The 16,851-nt window shown below is 60.3% G+C and carries 14 protein-coding genes; 9 read left to right on the top strand and 5 right to left on the bottom strand.

Annotation, left to right across the window (positions count from 1 at the left end):
* Positions 1-36: 36 nt before the first annotated feature.
* On the bottom strand, positions 37-1,806 hold the full coding sequence (locus B9Z31_RS12745) for an acyl-CoA synthetase (RefSeq protein WP_100119954.1): 1,770 nt from the start codon (positions 1,804-1,806) through the stop codon (positions 37-39).
* A 25-nt stretch (positions 1,807-1,831) separates the two neighbouring features.
* On the opposite strand from B9Z31_RS12745, the gene B9Z31_RS12740 reads away from it, so the two are divergent.
* The 5 genes from B9Z31_RS12740 to B9Z31_RS12720 all read left to right on the top strand — a co-directional run bounded on the left by B9Z31_RS12740 (position 1,832) and on the right by B9Z31_RS12720 (position 8,278).
* Positions 1,832-2,746 carry an alpha/beta fold hydrolase gene (locus B9Z31_RS12740; RefSeq protein ID WP_199174498.1) on the top strand — a complete coding sequence of 305 codons (915 nt, stop codon included), beginning with the start codon at positions 1,832-1,834 and terminating at the stop codon, positions 2,744-2,746.
* 86 nt (positions 2,747-2,832) lie between these two features.
* Positions 2,833-3,321, top strand: coding sequence for a hypothetical protein (locus tag B9Z31_RS12735; RefSeq protein ID WP_233200943.1), 489 nt, complete (start codon positions 2,833-2,835; stop codon positions 3,319-3,321).
* 71 nt (positions 3,322-3,392) lie between these two features.
* Positions 3,393-4,497, top strand: a protein-coding gene (prfB, locus tag B9Z31_RS12730) for a peptide chain release factor 2 (protein ID WP_100119951.1) whose coding sequence is annotated in 2 segments (ribosomal slippage) — positions 3,393-3,473 and positions 3,475-4,497 — 1,104 coding nt in all. Because the reading frame shifts where the segments join, the coding sequence is not laid out codon by codon here.
* Between the two features lie 33 nt (positions 4,498-4,530).
* The gene (gene pepN / locus B9Z31_RS12725; RefSeq protein WP_100119950.1) at positions 4,531-7,242 is read left to right on the top strand and encodes an aminopeptidase N; all 2,712 of its coding nucleotides are present in this window, start codon (positions 4,531-4,533) and stop codon (positions 7,240-7,242) included.
* A gap of 28 nt (positions 7,243-7,270) precedes the next feature.
* Positions 7,271-8,278: a class 1 fructose-bisphosphatase gene (locus B9Z31_RS12720; RefSeq protein ID WP_100120054.1), complete on the top strand. Its 1,008-nt coding sequence runs from the start codon at positions 7,271-7,273 to the stop codon at positions 8,276-8,278.
* 114 nt (positions 8,279-8,392) lie between these two features.
* Here the strand turns inward: B9Z31_RS12720 and B9Z31_RS12715 are convergent, their stop codons facing one another.
* Complete coding sequence (locus B9Z31_RS12715) at positions 8,393-9,295, bottom strand: hypothetical protein (protein ID WP_100119949.1); 903 nt, start codon at positions 9,293-9,295, stop codon at positions 8,393-8,395.
* A 157-nt stretch (positions 9,296-9,452) separates the two neighbouring features.
* On the opposite strand from B9Z31_RS12715, the gene B9Z31_RS12710 reads away from it, so the two are divergent.
* Positions 9,453-10,118 carry a CoA pyrophosphatase gene (locus tag B9Z31_RS12710; RefSeq protein WP_100119948.1) on the top strand — a complete coding sequence of 222 codons (666 nt, stop codon included), beginning with the start codon at positions 9,453-9,455 and terminating at the stop codon, positions 10,116-10,118.
* A 7-nt stretch (positions 10,119-10,125) separates the two neighbouring features.
* Positions 10,126-11,091: a CobD/CbiB family protein gene (locus tag B9Z31_RS12705; protein ID WP_100119947.1), complete on the top strand. Its 966-nt coding sequence runs from the start codon at positions 10,126-10,128 to the stop codon at positions 11,089-11,091.
* 11 nt (positions 11,092-11,102) lie between these two features.
* Here B9Z31_RS12705 and rsgA read toward each other — a convergent pair whose 3' ends face one another.
* Genes rsgA through B9Z31_RS12690 form a run of 3 tightly spaced genes read right to left on the bottom strand, consistent with a single transcriptional unit; the run spans position 11,103 to position 13,657 of the window.
* Positions 11,103-12,083 (bottom strand): ribosome small subunit-dependent GTPase A, encoded by a 981-nt coding sequence (rsgA, locus tag B9Z31_RS12700; protein ID WP_100119946.1) that lies wholly within the window; start codon positions 12,081-12,083, stop codon positions 11,103-11,105.
* Positions 12,084-12,089: 6 nt separating this feature from the next.
* The gene (locus B9Z31_RS12695) at positions 12,090-12,401 is read right to left on the bottom strand and encodes a 4a-hydroxytetrahydrobiopterin dehydratase (RefSeq protein ID WP_100119945.1); all 312 of its coding nucleotides are present in this window, start codon (positions 12,399-12,401) and stop codon (positions 12,090-12,092) included.
* Positions 12,398-13,657 (bottom strand): M48 family metallopeptidase, encoded by a 1,260-nt coding sequence (locus B9Z31_RS12690; RefSeq protein ID WP_100119944.1) that lies wholly within the window; start codon positions 13,655-13,657, stop codon positions 12,398-12,400. The genes B9Z31_RS12695 and B9Z31_RS12690 overlap by 4 nt, the downstream gene beginning before the upstream one ends.
* Before the next feature lie 94 nt (positions 13,658-13,751).
* On the opposite strand from B9Z31_RS12690, the gene orn reads away from it, so the two are divergent.
* On the top strand, positions 13,752-14,342 hold the full coding sequence (gene orn, locus B9Z31_RS12685; protein WP_100119943.1) for an oligoribonuclease: 591 nt from the start codon (positions 13,752-13,754) through the stop codon (positions 14,340-14,342).
* A gap of 259 nt (positions 14,343-14,601) precedes the next feature.
* Positions 14,602-16,689 carry a DEAD/DEAH box helicase gene (locus tag B9Z31_RS12680; RefSeq protein WP_100119942.1) on the top strand — a complete coding sequence of 696 codons (2,088 nt, stop codon included), beginning with the start codon at positions 14,602-14,604 and terminating at the stop codon, positions 16,687-16,689.
* Positions 16,690-16,851: the final 162 nt, after the last annotated feature.

The raw sequence follows: 16,851 nt of genomic DNA, 5'->3' as shown, positions 1-16,851 counted from the left end.
GCGGGAAAAACAAGGCTGAGTCGATTTTGTCACGCCTCAAACAGGGTGGGCCTGCTGGTCTGTCGCGCGCGCTTCTTCTTGGAGCCGCAGCACACGCCGCTGCACTTTGCCCGTGGTGGTCATGGGCAATTGCGCGATGAATTCGATCTCTTTGGGGTATTCATAAGGGGCCAACAGGCCTTTCACATGGGCCTGGAGTGCGCGGCGCACCTCCTCGTCAAAGCCGGCTTGGCCTGGCCCCACTGGCCTGCGGGCCAAGCAATCGGGTGACAAGACCACATACGCCTTGACCAGCGCACCGCGCGCTTTGTCGGGTTTGGGCACCACGGCAGCGTTGGCCACGGCGGGGTGTTTGACCAGACAGTTCTCAATTTCGCCCGGGCCAATGCGGTAACCGGCGGACTTGAACATGTCGTCGGTCCGGCCTTGGTACCACAGGTAGCCATCTTCGTCCGCCACGGCCATGTCGCCCGTGCGGCACCAGTCGCCCGTGTATTTGGCTTGGGTGGCCTTGGGGTTGTTCCAATAACCCAAAAAGAACACCGGATCGGGATGACCGTGCACATCGAAACGGTTGACCGCTACCTCACCCGGCGTGCCCGCTGGACAGAGGGCGCCGGCCTCATCAATGACCGCCACTTGGTGGCCGGGATAGCCCTTGCCCATGCTGCCAGGCTTGGCAGGCCACAAGCGCGTGCAGTTGCCCACCACATAGTTGATCTCGGTCTGTCCAAACATCTCGTTCACGGTCACGCCCATCTGCTGCTGGACATAGGCAAACACCGCATCGCCCACCGCTTCGCCTGCGCTCATCATGGCTTGCAGTTTCAGGTTGTAGAGGCCTTTGACCTTGGGGACAGCCTTCATCATGGCTTTGAGCGCCGTGGGAAACAAAAAGGTGTGCGTCACGCCGTGGCTTTGCAAAATCTCAAAGGCCACTTCAGGGGAGAACCGCCCGTTGAAAGCCACGATGGGCCGCCCCCAATAGAGACTGGGCAACAAGGCGTCCATCAAGCCCCCAGTCCAAGCCCAATCCGCCGGCGACCAGAACACCGCCTGGGACGGGCGCTCGGCGTTGAAGGGGTCGAATCCGAACCAGTTTTGGCTGCATACAAAACCCGTCAGGTTGCCGATCAGTGCCCGGTGCGGGATGAGTGCACCCTTGGGGTTGCCGGTGGTGCCACTGGTGTAAATCAGCACCGCCGGGTCTTCCGCCCAGGTGCTCACGGCTTTGAACGATGGCGCTTGGCTGGCCAAGGCTTGCGCGTAATTCAGGTCGGCCAGCGCCCCGGCTGGCCCCACCCCGATCAAGGTTTGCAAGCTGGGGCAGTCGGGCCGAGCCTGCAGCAAAGCCTGCACGGTCGATTCGTCACACACGGCCACACGGGTTTGGCTGTCGTTGATGCGAAAGGACAGCGCCTCAGGGCCAAACAACATGGACAGTGGCATGGCCACCGCGCCCATTTGCAAGACGGCCATGTAGGCCACGGCGGTCTCAAAGCGCTGGGGCATGACGATCGCCACCCGGTCGCCACGCTGCACCCCTTGAGCGCGCAGCACCCGGCTCAGGCGGTTGGCCTCTTTTTGCAACTGACCGAATGTCCAACTGCGCCCCAAGCCCTGACCCGCCACATGTTCACGTATGGCCTGGCGTTTGGCGCTGGCCGCTTGTGCCGCCCATTGCCCGCAGCAAGCCTGCGCCATGTTGAAGCGCTGGGGCACTTTCCAGCCAAAGCCTTGGTGAATGGCCGCATAGCGGTCAGGGGTGGCAGGGTTCGTGCGGTCCTGGTTGCGACTGACGCTCATCGTTTGTCTCCTTATGATAGAAAGTATGTACCAAGTTCAACGCGAATCTCAAAGCTCCTGGGTGCCACTGCGCGGCTGCCGTTACCACGTTCGCCACTGGGGCAGCCCCCAGCCCGGCGCCACCCCCCTCGTCTTGGCCCACGGCTGGATGGACGTGGCGGCCTCTTGGCAATTCATGGTGGACGCCTTCAGTGAGGCTTTTGTCAGCCAGCGCCACATCATCGCCATGGACTGGCGAGGCTATGGCCTGACCGAGGCCCCGGTGACCGACAGCTATTGGTTTCCCGACTACCTGGCCGATCTGGACGCCTTGCTCGATCAGCTGTATCCCGGTCAAGCGATTGACCTGGTGGGCCACAGCATGGGCGGCAACGTGGTGATGATGTACGCGGGCTCTCGGCCCGAGCGCATCCGGCGGCTGGTCAATTTGGAAGGGTTTGGCATGGCGGCGACCAGCGCCGCGCAAGCCCCCAGCCGCATGACACAGTGGCTGAACGAAATCAAAGCCCAGCGTGAAGAGGTCAACGCCCTCAAACCCTATGCCGACGCCGCAGGCGTGGCCGCCCGGTTGATGAAAACCAACCGCCGACTGGGCCAGGGCCAAGCCGACTGGCTGGCGCAGCATTGGGCCCGGCCGGGGCCAGATGGCCAATGGCGCATCTTGGGGGATTCAGCCCACAAAGTCATCAACCCCTATTTATTCCGAGTCGAAGAAGCACTGGCCATGTACCAGCGCATCAGCGCACCGGTCTTGGCGGTCGAAGCGTCCGATGACTCGCTGTCGCAGTGGTGGAAAGGCCAATACACCTTGGCCGAGTTTCATGAGCGCTTGAAATCGGTGCCCCGACTGGAAAAAGCCACGATTGCAGATGCGGGTCACATGCTGCACCACGACCAACCCCATGCACTGGCCAGCCTCCTCGAAGGTTTTTTGGATTGAGAAGCCCTAAAATCAATCCGTTTTAATTTCGACGACTGTCCCCCATGCGCATTTTTCACGCTCTGCCATCTATTTTGGCTCTCACCATGGCCTCTTTGGCTGTGACTGCCCACGCCGATACCGCCCAGCGCTATTGCCCGGACTTCTTGGCGGTGAAAGGTGCAAAGGAACCCGCACACCGGGGAGAGCTGACTTTTTCGCCCTACACCCACCACTGGAGCCAGAACCCCGAACACAAGCAGGTGGTGCTGGTCGCTGTCGACGAGCAAGTGCCCGGTGACCGTTTGTGTGGCGTCAGCTTTTTCAGCAATTCCTTTGGCCAGCCTTCGGTGTACCTGTACGCAGGTCAGCAATACAACCAACTGTTGGGGGTTCCTCAGTTGTTTGCCAAAGTCACAGCGGGCTTGATGTATGGCTACGTGGCCCCGTATGAGAACAAAGTGCCCCTCAATTACAAAGGCTTCAACCCGGCCATCATCCCGGCGGTGGGCTACAAGCTCACGCCGCACGACTCGGTCCAGCTGAAGTTTTTGGGCACTGCCGCGCTGATGTTCTCTTACGGGCGTCAGTTTTAAGCCCTGCGGCCGGCCGGCTTGACACCAAGTCATGAGAAAATGCCCGGTTTACCGAACCGGACACCTTCCCCATGGACGCAGAACACATCAACCAAATCGGCGCATCCCTCACAGACCTGACCGCTCGTACCCACGAGTTACGGGGGTATCTTTGACTACGATGCCAAATCTGAACGGCTGAGAACCGTCAACGCATCTCTCGAAGACCCTTCGGTCTGGAACGACCCCAAAAAAGCCCAAGAACTGGGCAAAGAGAAGAAAGCCCTGGATGGCGTGGTGGTGACCATCACCAACCTGACCAGCGAGTTGGCCGACAACCTTGAACTCTTTGAAATGAGCAAGGAAGAAGGCGACGACGAGGGCCTCCAAACCATCGAAGCCGAAGCCGCCAAACTGGCCAAGCTCGTGGAAGACCTTGAATTCCGCCGCATGTTCCGCCACGAGGCCGACCCGCTCAATTGCTTTGTCGACATCCAGGCCGGCGCAGGCGGCACCGAAGCGTGTGACTGGGCCAGCATGCTGCTGCGCCAGTACATCAAGTACGCCGAGCGCAAAGGCTTCAAGGCCACCGTAGAAGACGAAACACCAGGCGACACCGCGGGCATCAAGGGCGCAACCATCAAGATCGAAGGCGAATACGCTTTTGGCTTGCTGCGCACCGAAACGGGCGTGCACCGTTTGGTGCGCAAGAGCCCGTTTGACTCCTCAGGTGGCCGCCACACCTCGTTCGCTTCGCTGTTTGTCTACCCCGAAATCGACGACTCGATCGAGATCAACATCAACCCGTCCGATGTGCGCACCGACACTTTCCGCGCCAGCGGTGCGGGCGGTCAGCACATCAACAAGACGGACTCGGCGGTGCGCCTGACGCACATCCCCACGGGCATCGTGGTGCAGTGCCAAGACGGCCGCAGCCAGCACAGCAACCGCGATGTGGCGTGGCAACGCCTGCGCTCGCGCTTGTATGACTTTGAGATGCGCAAGCGCCTGGAAGAGCAGCAAAAGCTGGAAGACACCAAGACCGATGTGGGCTGGGGTCACCAGATCCGCAGCTATGTGCTGGACAACAGCCGCATCAAGGATTTGCGCACCAACGTCGAAATTTCGGCCACCCAAAAGGTGCTCGATGGCGACCTCGATGCATTCATCGAAGCCTCACTGAAACAAGGCCTCTGACCCGGTCAGACCTCAACCAAAACGGAGTTAGTGATGCGTGAAGGACAACCCACCGCGATTCACCGGGAGGCTTATGCCGCCCCGGCTTTCTGGATCGACACGGTCGATCTGACGTTCGACCTCGACCCCAGCAAAACCCGCGTGCTGAGCAAAATGCGACTGCGTCGCAACCCCGACGTGGCAGCGCAAGCACTGCGACTGGATGGTGAAGACCTCAACTTGGCACGCGTGCTGGTCAATGGCGGTGGCACCTCGTTCAAGATGGACGGCCATCAGCTGGTGCTGGAAAACTTGCCCGAGGGCCAAGACGCTTTCGATCTGGAAATTTTCACCACCTGCAACCCCGAGAAGAACTCCCAACTGATGGGTCTTTACGTCAGCCAGGGCACCTTCTTCACGCAATGCGAAGCCGAAGGTTTTCGCCGCATCACCTACTTCCTGGACCGCCCGGATGTGATGGCCAGCTACACCGTCACGTTGCGCGCTGACAAAGCCAAATACCCGGTGCTGCTCTCCAATGGCAACCTGGTCGAGCAAGGCACCTTGGACGACGGTCGGCACTTTGCCAAGTGGGTCGACCCGCACAAAAAACCCTGCTACCTGTTTGCACTGGTCGCTGGCCAACTGGTGGCGCGCGAGCAGCGCATCGTCAGCCGAAGCGGCACCGAGCACTTGCTGCAGGTGTTTGTTCGCCCCGGCGATTTGGACAAGACCGAACATGCGATGAACTCTTTGATGGCCAGCGTGGCCTGGGACGAGGCGCGCTTTGGTTTACCGCTGGATTTGGAGCGCTTCATGATCGTCGCCACCAGCGACTTCAACATGGGCGCCATGGAAAACAAGGGCCTGAACATCTTCAACACGAAGTTTGTTTTGGCCAACCCCAACACGGCCACCGATTTGGACTTCGGCAACATCGAGTCGGTCGTCGGACACGAATACTTCCACAACTGGACCGGCAACCGCATCACTTGCCGCGACTGGTTTCAGCTCTCCCTCAAGGAAGGCCTCACGGTTTTCCGTGACCAAGAGTTCAGCCAGGACATGGCAGGCGTTGCCAGTGCGCGTGCCGTCAAGCGCATTGAGGACGTTCGCGTGCTGCGCACCGTGCAGTTTGCCGAGGATGCTGGCCCCATGGCCCACCCCGTGCGTCCCGACAGCTACGTGGAGATCAACAACTTCTACACCGTCACCATCTACGAAAAAGGCTCAGAAGTCGTTCGCATGATGCAGACCTTGGTGGCGACCCCGAACGACTTGCAGGGTCGCGACGGTTTTGCCAAAGGCATGAAGCTGTACTTTGAACGGCACGATGGCCAAGCGGTGACCTGCGACGACTTCGCGCAAGCGATCGCCGATGCCAACCCCGGCTCGGCCCTGGCCCAGCATCTGGACACCTTCAAGCACTGGTACAGCCAAGCCGGCACACCCCGACTGCAAGCGGCTGGCCGCTACAACGCCGACGCGCGCACTTACACCCTCACCTTCAGCCAAAGCTGCCCGGCCACCCCCGATCAAGACCGCAAAGCACCTTTCGTGATCCCGGTCACTTTGGGTCTGCTGGGCCGCGATGGCGCAGCGCTGCGTTTTCAGCTCGACGGCGCCAGCCAAGCCCTGGCCCAGCACACCTTGGTGCTGACCGAGGCCAGCGCCAGCTACACCTTCGTCAACATCGACAGCGAACCGGTGCCTTCTCTGTTGCGCGGCTTCAGCGCCCCCGTGGTGCTGGAAGACGGCCTGAGCGCCGACGACCTGCTGATCTTGCTGGCCCACGACAGCGACCCCTTCAACCAATGGGAAGCCGGTCAACGCCTGATGCTGCAAAGCGCCTTGGGGGCCATCCAGCAAAACAAGGACCTGACCGGAATGCCCGTGCTGTCCGACGCCTTGGTGGCCGCCTTGCGCAATGTGTTGCGCCACCCCGAGTTGGATGCCGCCTTCAAGGACTTGGCGCTCACCCTGCCTTCGGAAAACTACATCGCCGACCAGCTGGATGTGGTGGACCCGCAGCGCGTGCATGCCTTGCGGGAAACCATGCGACTGCAACTGGCCACAGCCTTGCAGGCCGACTGGCAATGGGCATGGGACGCGCACAAGAACAACGGCGCTTACTCGCCCGACGCGAAGTCCAGCGGGCGCCGCGCCTTGGCTGGTTTGGCGATGGGCATGCTGTGTGTGGCTGCTGCGCGCAGCGGCGACGCCGTGACACCCGGTCGGGTCTACCAACAGTTCAAAGATGCGGGCAACATGACGGACCGCTTCAATGCCCTGTCGGCCTTGGTGGTCAGCGGCCATGCTTTGGCGCAAGACGCATTGGCCCTGTTCCACAAACAATTTCAACAAGAAGCCTTGGTCATCGACAAATGGTTTGCGCTCCAAGCCAGCGCCCCCGACCGTGCAGGCGACGTGCTGCCTCGGGTGCGCCAGCTGATGCAACATGCCGACTTCAGCCTGCGCAATCCCAACCGCGCGCGCAGCCTGATCTTCAGCTACTGCAGCGCCAACCCGGCAGGTTTTCACCGCGCCGATGCTGCGGGCTATGTGTATTGGAGCGAACAGGTGCTGGCGCTGGACGCCATCAACCCGCAAGTGGCCGCCCGCCTGGCCCGCGCCATGGACCGCTGGAGCCGACTGGCCGAACCCTATCGAAGTGCGGCCAAGGTGGCCATCGAGCGCGTGGCGGCCAAAGCGGATCTCTCCAACGACGTGCGCGAAGTCATCAGCCGTGCGCTGAGTGCGGCTTGATCGCGCAGCTTCAAGCCAAGGAATGAACATGAGCAGCAAAATTTCCCTCTCCCGCTACCTGGTCGAACAGCAACGCGACAAAGGCCATATCCCGGCCGATTTGCGCCTCTTGCTGGAAGTGGTCGCCCGGGCCTGCAAAAGCATCAGCCACGCGGTGAACAAGGGCGCATTGGGCGGCGTCCTGGGCAGTGCTGACAGCGAGAACGTGCAGGGTGAAGTCCAAAAGAAACTCGACATCATCGCCAACGAAGTGCTGCTCGAAGCCAACGAATGGGGTGGGCATCTGGCCGCCATGGCCAGCGAAGAGATGGACAGCATCTATCTGGTGCCCAACCGCTATCCTCAGGGCGAGTATCTGCTGATGTTTGACCCACTGGACGGCTCGTCCAACATCGATGTGAACGTCAGCATTGGCACCATCTTCAGCGTGCTGAAAAAAGCCGATGACAGCCAAGGCGTGACCGAGCAAGACTTTTTGCAACCCGGCAAGAACCAGGTGGCCGCAGGCTATTGCGTGTACGGCCCCCAAACCACGCTGGTGCTCACGGTGGGCGATGGCGTGGCCATGTTCACCCTGGACCGCGAACAAGGCTCTTTTGTGCTCACCCAAGAAAATGTGCAAGTGCCTGCAGACACCAAGGAATTTGCCATCAACATGAGCAATATGCGCCACTGGGACGAGCCGGTGCGCCGCTACATCGACGAATGTCTGCAAGGCAAGGATGGTCCGCGCGGCAAGGACTTCAACATGCGCTGGATCGCCTCCATGGTGGCCGATGTGCACCGGATCCTGACCCGCGGCGGTGTGTTCATGTACCCCTGGGACAAGCGCGAGCCGCACAAACCTGGAAAACTGCGCCTGCTGTACGAGGCCAACCCCATGAGCTGGCTGATCGAGCAAGCCGGCGGCGCATCGACCAACGGCCAAACCCGCATTCTCGACCTGCAACCGGGCCAATTGCACGAACGCGTGAGTGTCATCCTCGGCTCCAAGAACGAAGTCGATCGCGTGACGGCCTACCACGCGAAGGCATGAGCGCTGGGCTGTGCCGCTTGGCGGATGCAGCTCACCCGTCAAAAGGCCCCTGACGCTGGCGTGTCAGGGGCCTTTTGACTTTCATGGGCGCAAGCCATGGGCTTGCGTGCTGAATCACGCTTCGCTGTCTGGCGGGAACCCATCGCCAGAGGATGCAGGCGCTGCGCCCACCGCAGGGTCAGAAACCACAGCGCGCAGGGTTTCACGCAGCATTTTCTTCTCGGGCAAGCTCAAGGCACGGGCCAAACGCTGACGCATGCGCAGCAAAAGCTGACGGTCCACCTCTTGCGGTACGCCTCGGCTCACTTGCAATGCGTCACGCAAGTCTTCGCGCAAATCCTCGGGCTCATCGGCCCACCAAGCGGTGATGACTTCGTGCATCGATTTGCGCAGTTCTTCCACATCCTCCACAGCCAAGCCCATGCCCGTGGGCAGCTTGCCCTGCAGCATGTCGGCCAGCGCCTGCGAGTTGACCATGACGCGACGGTCTGCCTGCGCCAACAAGCGGGCCCAACCCGGATCGGTACGCACCATTTGTGGCATGTTGCGGGCGGACTCGTCGGCCAGCAAATGCACGCTCACGCCACTGAGTTGGGCTTCATCGATGGTGGCCAAGAAGCGCTCGTCATCGCTGGCCACCAGCACGTGGTCACACGCATGGTGTTCGGCCAGCTGTTTCAGGTCGTGACCGAGAGAGCGCAGCAATGAAGCACCGCCGTCGGCATCGTGGGTTTGCACCAAACGAACAATCTGGTCGTCGATGATCAGCCCGTCCGAGCGGTCGCTGTACCAATAAATTCGGCGCAAATCCACATCCAATCCGGCATGTGCCAGCGCTTGTGAGAGCAAGCTGAGCAAGCCCTGGCGATTGACCGTCTCGCCCGTGGTGCCCACGGCGCCTTGCTGGGCCATCCAAATCAAAAACCGACCATCGATGAGCGCCATGCAGGTGCCGGAGCGGTGTTCGCCAAAACGGCGCTCGGACGAGGTGTTGTGCGAAAAATAGTCACGCTTCATGCTGTAAACCTAAATCAATAAAAAATAGCGCTGCTAAAAAATGCAGCAAGGGCCATTTTAAAGCGGGCCGCGTCTGTGTCGGTTATAAACACCGACTGTGTCTTCCCCACCGTCTTTTGATCCCCGCAATGTTCCTGTTTGGCGCATCGACCACGATATGCCGGCCGTGCCGTCTGCACACCTGTCGCCTCATGCTCTGCGAGCGCGGTTTGCCAAGCCCCCCGTTTGGCAGCCCGAGGTTGAAAGGGAAACATCGTTCTCCACCCGGGCCCCAGCCCAAGCCGCCGTCTTGGTCCCCATCGTGATGCGGGGGACAGATGTGGCGCAGTCCACCGTTTTGCTGACACAGCGGGCCACGCACATGAGCACGCACTCTGGGCAAATTGCATTTCCTGGCGGCAAGGTGGACCGTGAAGATGCCAACCATCAAGCCACGGCGCTGCGCGAAGCACAAGAAGAGGTCGGACTGGCCCCTCAACATGTGCAAGTGCTAGGTGAATTACCGGTCTATGTGACGGGCACCGCCTTTTGGGTGACACCCGTGATTGCGCTGGTCTCGCCCGATTTCGAATTGACGCCCAATCCAGACGAAGTGCAGGATGTGTTCGAGGTGCCCCTGTCTTTTTTGATGAACCCGGCAAACCACCGCCGCCATCAAGTGGACTGGCAGGGCCAACAACGGCAATGGTTCTCCATGCCCTACCACGAAGCTCGCTTGGGCCCCAATGGGCAAAGCGAAGCGGTGGAGCGTTTCATTTGGGGAGCGACTGCCGCTATGCTTCGTAACTTCTACCGTTTTCTGGTGGTCAACCCAGTGCAATGAGGAAGCCATGAGTTTTTTTGCCATTCTGCTGGCCTTGGTGCTGGAGCAGGCCCGACCGCTGAACCCGGTCAACGTGATTTACACCACCATGAACCGGTGGATCGCTTGGGGTGCCCGCACATTTGACGCCGGTGTTCAGCACCAAGCCTGGATCACTTGGGGCATCACGGTCGTCGGACCCGCCCTTTTGACCATGGTGGTGCACTGGAGCCTAGAGTGGGGTTTGGGGTGGTTGTTCGCCGTGGTTTGGAATGTGGCGCTGCTGTATCTGACCTTGGGTTTTCGACAGTTCAGTCACCATTTCACAGCCATTCGCGAAGCGCTCGAAAACGGTGATGAAAACCAGGCCCGCGAAAAGCTGGCCGAATGGCAACAAGTGCAGGTCGGACAAATTCCGCGCAGCGAAATCGTGCGCCATGTCATTGAATACTCCATGATCGCTGCCCATCGGCATGTGTTTGGGGTGTTCTTTTGGTACACGGCTTTGTCCATCGTGGGCTTGGGGCCCTTGGGCGCCGTGGTTTATCGCCTCACTGAACTGGCGCAACGGCGTTGGCAAGAGCCCGCCGCCGATGGCGCCTTGGCCAGCGAGGCGCTGCGCTCAGTGGCTTCGAGGGCCTGGCTGGCCTTGGACTGGCTGCCATCGCGGATGACGGCTTTGGGTTTTGCCATTGTCGGCAGTTTTGAAGACGCCATGGATGGCTGGCGCAACCATGCGCAAAACTTTCCGGAAGACAACGATGGGGTCATCTTGGCGGCCACTGCTGGCGCGATCAACATCCGTTTGGGTGGCGCCCCCTTGCAAGCCACCCAACAAGACGAGGAAGCGGTGCCCCCATCGGGCGGCAGCAGCACGCCTGGCCGCACGCCAGAAGTGGCTCACTTTGCCCAAGTGGTGGGTCTGGTTTGGCGCACGGTCATCATGTGGCTGGTGCTGGTGGCTTTGTTGACCATGGCCAATCTGTTGGGCTGAGACGCACAGGGTTACCAGCGCTGCTGGCCCAGCTCTTCAAACAGCTGTGCGTAAATGCGGTGACGGCGTGCGCTGATGGTGCCAACGTGCTGCTCGGTTTCTACTTGCGCCAACACCGCACAGCCGGGTTCGTGCAAATGCGTGCAGTTGTAAAACTTGCAGCCCCCCAAGTGCTTGCGCAAATCGGGCATGCAGTCGGCCAGGCGGGTGGGTTCAATGTGGTGCAGGCCAAACTCCTGAAAACCAGGTGAATCAATCAAGGCCGTTCGTCCAGCGCCCTGAGCAGCGCTTGCATCGAGAGCGGGCACCCAGTACCAGCGGGTGCTCGTCGTGGTGTGTTTGCCCGAGTTGAGCGCCAGCGATATCTCACCCGTTTCCACCTGCGCATCGGGCACCAAGCGGTTGATCAACGTGCTTTTACCGCTGCCCGAAGGCCCCAGCACCAGCGTGGTCAGTCCTTGCAAATGTCCACACAAGGCGGCCACGCCATCGTCGGCCACCGGGCTGCGCGGGCTCAGGCTGATGGGCATGACGCTGTAGCCCATGGCGCGATAGGGGGCCAGTCGCTCCCATGCTTGGGCAAAGGCTTGGGCCAGATCGCTTTTGTTGAGTGCAATGATGGGCGTGATGCGCTCGGCCTCAGCAGCCACCAAGGCCCGTGAGAGCTGGCTTTCCGAATACTCAGGGTCGGCAGCGATCAGGATCAGCACGCGGTCGAGGTTGGCCGCGAAAGATTTGGTGCGGATTTCGTCTTGCCGGTAAAACAGGTTGCGGCGCTCCAGCAATTTTTCGATGCTGCCCTCGTCGCCTGCGATTTGCCAGAGCACTTGGTCACCCACCACCACTTGGTTTTTCTTGCCACGGGGGTGGCAGATCAGGCGCCGTCCTTCGGGTGTTTCCACCAGGCAGTGGCGGCCATAGGTTGCGACCACCAAGCCCGGCTCGAGATCGTGGGCCAGGGGCAAGGCCGGGCGCGCTTTGGGTTTATTCATGCCGCATCATGCCGGTAACAAGGCATCGGTCTGGGTCGCGGCATCAAAATCCAGTCGGCTCAAGCCGCGCACATCGTGCGTGTTCCAGCGCACCACGCAGCGGCGGTAGGTCAGCACCAGCTCCGGGTGGTGGTTGAGCTTTTCAGACAACCAGCCCACGCTGTTGACGAAGAGCAATGCGTGGGTGTGTTCGACAAAGTCAAAGGCCTTTTCGATGGCGATGTTGTCGCCATCACCCGACAATCGCCAGCCCGACACCTGGCTGAGCGCCATGATCACCTCGGTGGGTTTGAGGGCGCGAACTTCTGGCGTGCTCATGCGGTTTTCATCCTCAGCAAACGCTCGCTGGCCGGAGGGTGCGAGTAATAAAACTTCACATACCAAGGGTCGGGCGTGAGGGTCGAGGCATTGTCCTGGTACAACTTGAGCAGGGCCGAAGACAAGTCCTTACCCGGGGTTTGCGACAAGGCATAGGCATCGGCTTCAAACTCCTGCTGGCGTGAGCGCCAGGACGACACAGGGGCCAAGAACAAAGTGAACACGGGCGTGACCAACATGAACAAGACCAGCGCCAGCGCATCGTTGCTGCCCGACAAATGGGGCATCACGCCCAGGCCTGTGTAGAACCAAACCTGCTGGGCCAACCAACCGAGCAGCGCCAAACCCGCCAGCGTCATGGCAAAGCTGCTGGCCATCATCTTGACGATGTGTTTGTGTTTGAAGTGGCCCAACTCATGGGCCAGCACCGCTTCCATTTCGGCCGGGCTCAGTTGCTTGAGCAAGGTGTCGAAAAACACCACGCGCTTGCTGGCGCCAAAGCCTGTGAAAAATGCATTGGAATGCGCTGAGCGGCGACTGCCGTCCATGACAAAAAAACCTTTGGCCGTGAACCCTGAGCGTTGCATCAAGGCCTGGACGCGGGCCTTGAGCGTCTCGTCTTCCAGGGGTGTGAATTTATTGAACAGCGGCATGATCACATTGGGCGCAATGGCCATCAAAAACAGCTGCCAAGCCACCAGCACGCCCCAAGCCCACAGCCACCACCATGGCCCCCCGGCTTGCATGAGCCACAGCACCACCCACAAAAGCGGCAAGCCCAACACCAAACCCAGCGCCAGGCCCTTGACCCCATCGGCCAGCCACAAAGCGATAGTGATTTTGTTGAAGCCAAAGCGCTGCTCCACGCCAAAAGTCTGCATGAGCGACAGCGGCAATCCGATCAGACCGCCGACCAGCATGAAACCCAACACCAGCGCGATTTGCTGCCCCATGCCCGGACCCATCCAGCCCAACAGCACTTGGTTGAGCGCATCCAGACCACCCAGCAGCGTCCAGCCCAGCAGCACCGCCGCATCGAGGGCGATGTCGATTTGCGACAGTCGGGCTTTGGCCAAGGTGTAATCGGCCGCTTTTTGGTGGTCGGCCAAGGCCATGGTGTCGGCGTAAGCCTGTGGCACCGCATCACGGTGACGGGCCACATGGCGCACCTGGCGGGCGTTCAGCCAAAATTTGAGCGCCACATGGGCCAGCAAGGCCACCACCAGCGTCAGGGTCAAAGTCAGGGATGCATTCATCCCTGCATTGTAGGAGCCGTCCCCGAGTGCGCTCTGTTGTGCCGCGTTTCAAGCATGCTGCCTGCAGGTTCATGGCATCGGCGACAATCCCCCCATGTCTGATGAGCACAACCCTACCCCCGCCCCTGAAGCCACAGCGCTGGCCAAATCCGATCAGAACCTGGTCTGGATCGATTGCGAAATGACCGGCCTGGACCCGGAAAAAGAACGCTTGCTGGAGATCGCCGTGATCGTGACCGGCCCGCACCTGACCCCGCGCATCGAAGGGCCTGTCCTGGTGATTCACCAAAGCGACGAATTGCTGAACCAAATGGACAAATGGAACAAGGGCACCCACGGCAAAAGTGGGCTGATCGACAAGGTCAAGGCCTCCACCACCAGCGAAGCCGATGCCCAAGAGCAGATCCTGGCTTTCCTGAAAAAGTACGTGCCCAAAAGCGCATCCCCTCTGTGCGGCAACACGATCAGCCAAGACCGCCGCTTTTTGGTCAAGTTCATGCCCAAACTGGAATCGTTTTTCCACTACCGCAATTTGGACGTGAGCACGCTCAAGGAACTCTCGCGCCGCTGGAAGCCCGAGGTGTATTCCTCATTCAAGAAACAGCAAAAGCACACTGCTTTGGCCGATGTGCATGAATCCATCGACGAATTGGCGCATTACCGCGAGCATTTCATCCGATTGTGATTTTTCAGGGAAAACCCTAGCGTTTTTTCTTTGGCCGTGCCATAATCGTGGGCTTGCTGCATTTCAGGTGCGGCAATTCATACATCTCCCTTCATGCCTTGACCCAACGATAGGGTCACTCACAGTGGCCAGGCTTCATGCCCAGCGCCCCTCGCGAGCACCGTTTGATGGTTGATGTTTTTTCAACCTTGCGGTGCTAAGACCTGATGCAACAGTTTTTCTGTTGGCGGTCGTTGTCCCGTGCGAGTTTTTTACACACATGACCGACACTTTGAACACAGTGCAGGACGACTTGTCGCCTGCCGAAATCACATCCATCACCACCGAGTCGACTGCGCAAGCCGCCCAGAAAAACTTGGCCACTGAAATCATGGTCGCCGCAGCGGCCGAAATCACCTCTGAAACGCCCGCTGAAATCGCGAGCGAAGAATCCGAACAATTGGCCGCTGTCGCCGATGAACCCAATGGGTTCGTGGAACTGGGCCTGGCCCCTGAGCTGGTGCAAGCCGTGGCCGATTTGGGCTACACCCAGCCTACTGCGGTCCAATTGCGTGCCATTCCTCTGGCCTTGCCCACAGCGGGCGGCTCCAAAGACGGCAAATCCAATGGCTACACCGACCTGATGGTCTCCAGCCAAACCGGCAGCGGCAAAACCGCCGCCTTTTTGCTGCCCGTGTTGCACACGCTGATCCAGCAGATGGCAGAGCAAGAAGCGGCTGAACGTGCAGAATTTGACCAAGCATGCGCCGACGCTGCCGCCAAGGGCGAGCCAGCACCCAAGCGCTCCAAGCGCAAAGACCCCACCAATCCACGCAATTTCAAGGCACCCACACCGGGTGCGCTGATCTTGTGCCCCACACGCGAGTTGGCCCAGCAAGTGGCGCAAGACGCCATTGAGCTGGTCAAACACACACGCGGTCTGCGCGTGGCCAACGTGGTCGGCGGCATTCCTTACCAGTTGCAAATTGCCAAACTGCAAAATGCCAACTTGGTCGTGGCCACCCCCGGCCGGTTGCTTGATCTGCAACGCTCCATGCAAATCAAGCTGGACAAGGTGCAATTCTTGGTGGTGGACGAAGCCGACCGCATGCTCGACCTGGGCTTCTCGGACGACTTGGCTGACATCAACGACATGACCAGCCAGCGCCGCCAAACCATGATGTTCAGCGCCACCTTTGCGCCACGCATTCAACAATTGGCCATGCGTGTGATGCACGACGGTGGCTCATCGGTCCAGAAAATCCAGATCGACAACCCCCAAGAAAAACACAACAACATCAAGCAGGTGCTGTTTTGGGCTGACAACGCCCAACACAAGCGCCAGATGCTTGACCATTGGTTGCGTGACGCCACCATCGACCAAGCCATCGTGTTCTCCAGCACCCAAATCGAATGCGACGGCTTGGCCGCCGATCTGCAGCAAGACGGCTTCTCGGCTGTGGCCCTGCACGGCGCCTTGAGCCAAGGCATGCGCAACCGCCGACTGATGGCCCTGCGCAATGGCCAGGTCCAAATTTTGGTCGCCACCGACGTGGCCGCCCGCGGCATCGACGTGCCCACCATCACCCACGTGTTCAACTTCGGCTTGCCGATGAAGGCCGAGGACTACACCCACCGCATTGGCCGTACAGGCCGTGCTGGCCGCGATGGCTTGGCCGTGACATTTGCCGAGATCCGTGACCGTCGCAAAATTGGCGACATCGAGTCCTACACACGCCAGCCTTTCAAGGCCGAAGTGATTCCGGGCTTGGAGCCCAAGGTTCGCATGCCCGAAGCCCGCAAGCCCATGGGCCGTGGCGGTGACCGCTTTGGTGGTGAGCGCAATTACGCGAACGCAGGCGGTGGTTTCCGTGGTGGTCGTCCCGCCCCTGGTGGCCGTGACTTCGGTGGCAACCGCGACCGCGACAACGGTGGTGGTTTTGACAACCGCGCCCCACGTGGCCACTTCCGTGACGAGCAACCTCGATTTGAGCAACGCAGCGAACCCCGCTTCGACGTCCGAAAAGAAGGCGGTCGTTTTGACGCCCCCCGTGGTGAGAACCGAGGCGGTGACCGTTTTGAGCAACGCGCAGCACCTGCGCACCCTTGGGACCGTGGCGACAGCCGCCCTGCCCAACGCCAGGACGCACGTCAAGACGGTCCCCGTCAAGGTGGCCGCTGGGAAGAGCGTGGTGGTGACAACCGCAACGCCGCGCGTCCTGCACCACGTGGCGCAGCAGGTGCGGGCGACAAGTTCGCTCGCGGCCCCAAGCAGTTCGGTGCCAGCAACTTCAAACCCCACGGCGCAGCTGGCGAAGGCCCTGCCAAGCGCGGCGGCACCCGCGTGCTGAAGATCACACGCGGTTGATTGTTGTTCTGGCTTGCAACCAGGACTTCATGGCCCTCTCGAAGGTCTTGCCCTCAACGGCAAGACCTTTTTTCATGGCCGCAAGGCCATCAGGAGCCCATTTGAAACGCCCATAAAAAAAACCGCCCTGGGCGCAAACCCGGGCGGTTTTTTCGTATCTCC

This window comes from Limnohabitans sp. G3-2, from assembly GCF_002778275.1.
Lineage (GTDB): Bacteria > Pseudomonadota > Gammaproteobacteria > Burkholderiales > Burkholderiaceae_C > Limnohabitans_A.
Note: the sequence above shows the minus strand (reverse complement) of the source record. Positions and strands in the feature narration are given on the sequence as shown.

What these genes read in the sequence shown, in the direction of transcription:
- B9Z31_RS12745 (WP_100119954.1), bottom strand. Translation starts at nt 1,806, where the DNA reads ATGAGCGTCAGTCGCAACCAGGACCGCACGAACCCTGCCACCCCTGAC.
- B9Z31_RS12740 (WP_199174498.1), top strand. Translation starts at nt 1,832, where the DNA reads ATGTACCAAGTTCAACGCGAATCTCAAAGCTCCTGGGTGCCACTGCGC.
- B9Z31_RS12735 (WP_233200943.1), top strand. Translation starts at nt 2,833, where the DNA reads ATGGCCTCTTTGGCTGTGACTGCCCACGCCGATACCGCCCAGCGCTAT.
- pepN (WP_100119950.1), top strand. Translation starts at nt 4,531, where the DNA reads ATGCGTGAAGGACAACCCACCGCGATTCACCGGGAGGCTTATGCCGCC.
- B9Z31_RS12720 (WP_100120054.1), top strand. Translation starts at nt 7,271, where the DNA reads ATGAGCAGCAAAATTTCCCTCTCCCGCTACCTGGTCGAACAGCAACGC.
- B9Z31_RS12715 (WP_100119949.1), bottom strand. Translation starts at nt 9,295, where the DNA reads ATGAAGCGTGACTATTTTTCGCACAACACCTCGTCCGAGCGCCGTTTT.
- B9Z31_RS12710 (WP_100119948.1), top strand. Translation starts at nt 9,453, where the DNA reads ATGCCGGCCGTGCCGTCTGCACACCTGTCGCCTCATGCTCTGCGAGCG.
- B9Z31_RS12705 (WP_100119947.1), top strand. Translation starts at nt 10,126, where the DNA reads ATGAGTTTTTTTGCCATTCTGCTGGCCTTGGTGCTGGAGCAGGCCCGA.
- rsgA (WP_100119946.1), bottom strand. Translation starts at nt 12,083, where the DNA reads ATGAATAAACCCAAAGCGCGCCCGGCCTTGCCCCTGGCCCACGATCTC.
- B9Z31_RS12695 (WP_100119945.1), bottom strand. Translation starts at nt 12,401, where the DNA reads ATGAGCACGCCAGAAGTTCGCGCCCTCAAACCCACCGAGGTGATCATG.
- B9Z31_RS12690 (WP_100119944.1), bottom strand. Translation starts at nt 13,657, where the DNA reads ATGAATGCATCCCTGACTTTGACCCTGACGCTGGTGGTGGCCTTGCTG.
- orn (WP_100119943.1), top strand. Translation starts at nt 13,752, where the DNA reads ATGTCTGATGAGCACAACCCTACCCCCGCCCCTGAAGCCACAGCGCTG.
- B9Z31_RS12680 (WP_100119942.1), top strand. Translation starts at nt 14,602, where the DNA reads ATGACCGACACTTTGAACACAGTGCAGGACGACTTGTCGCCTGCCGAA.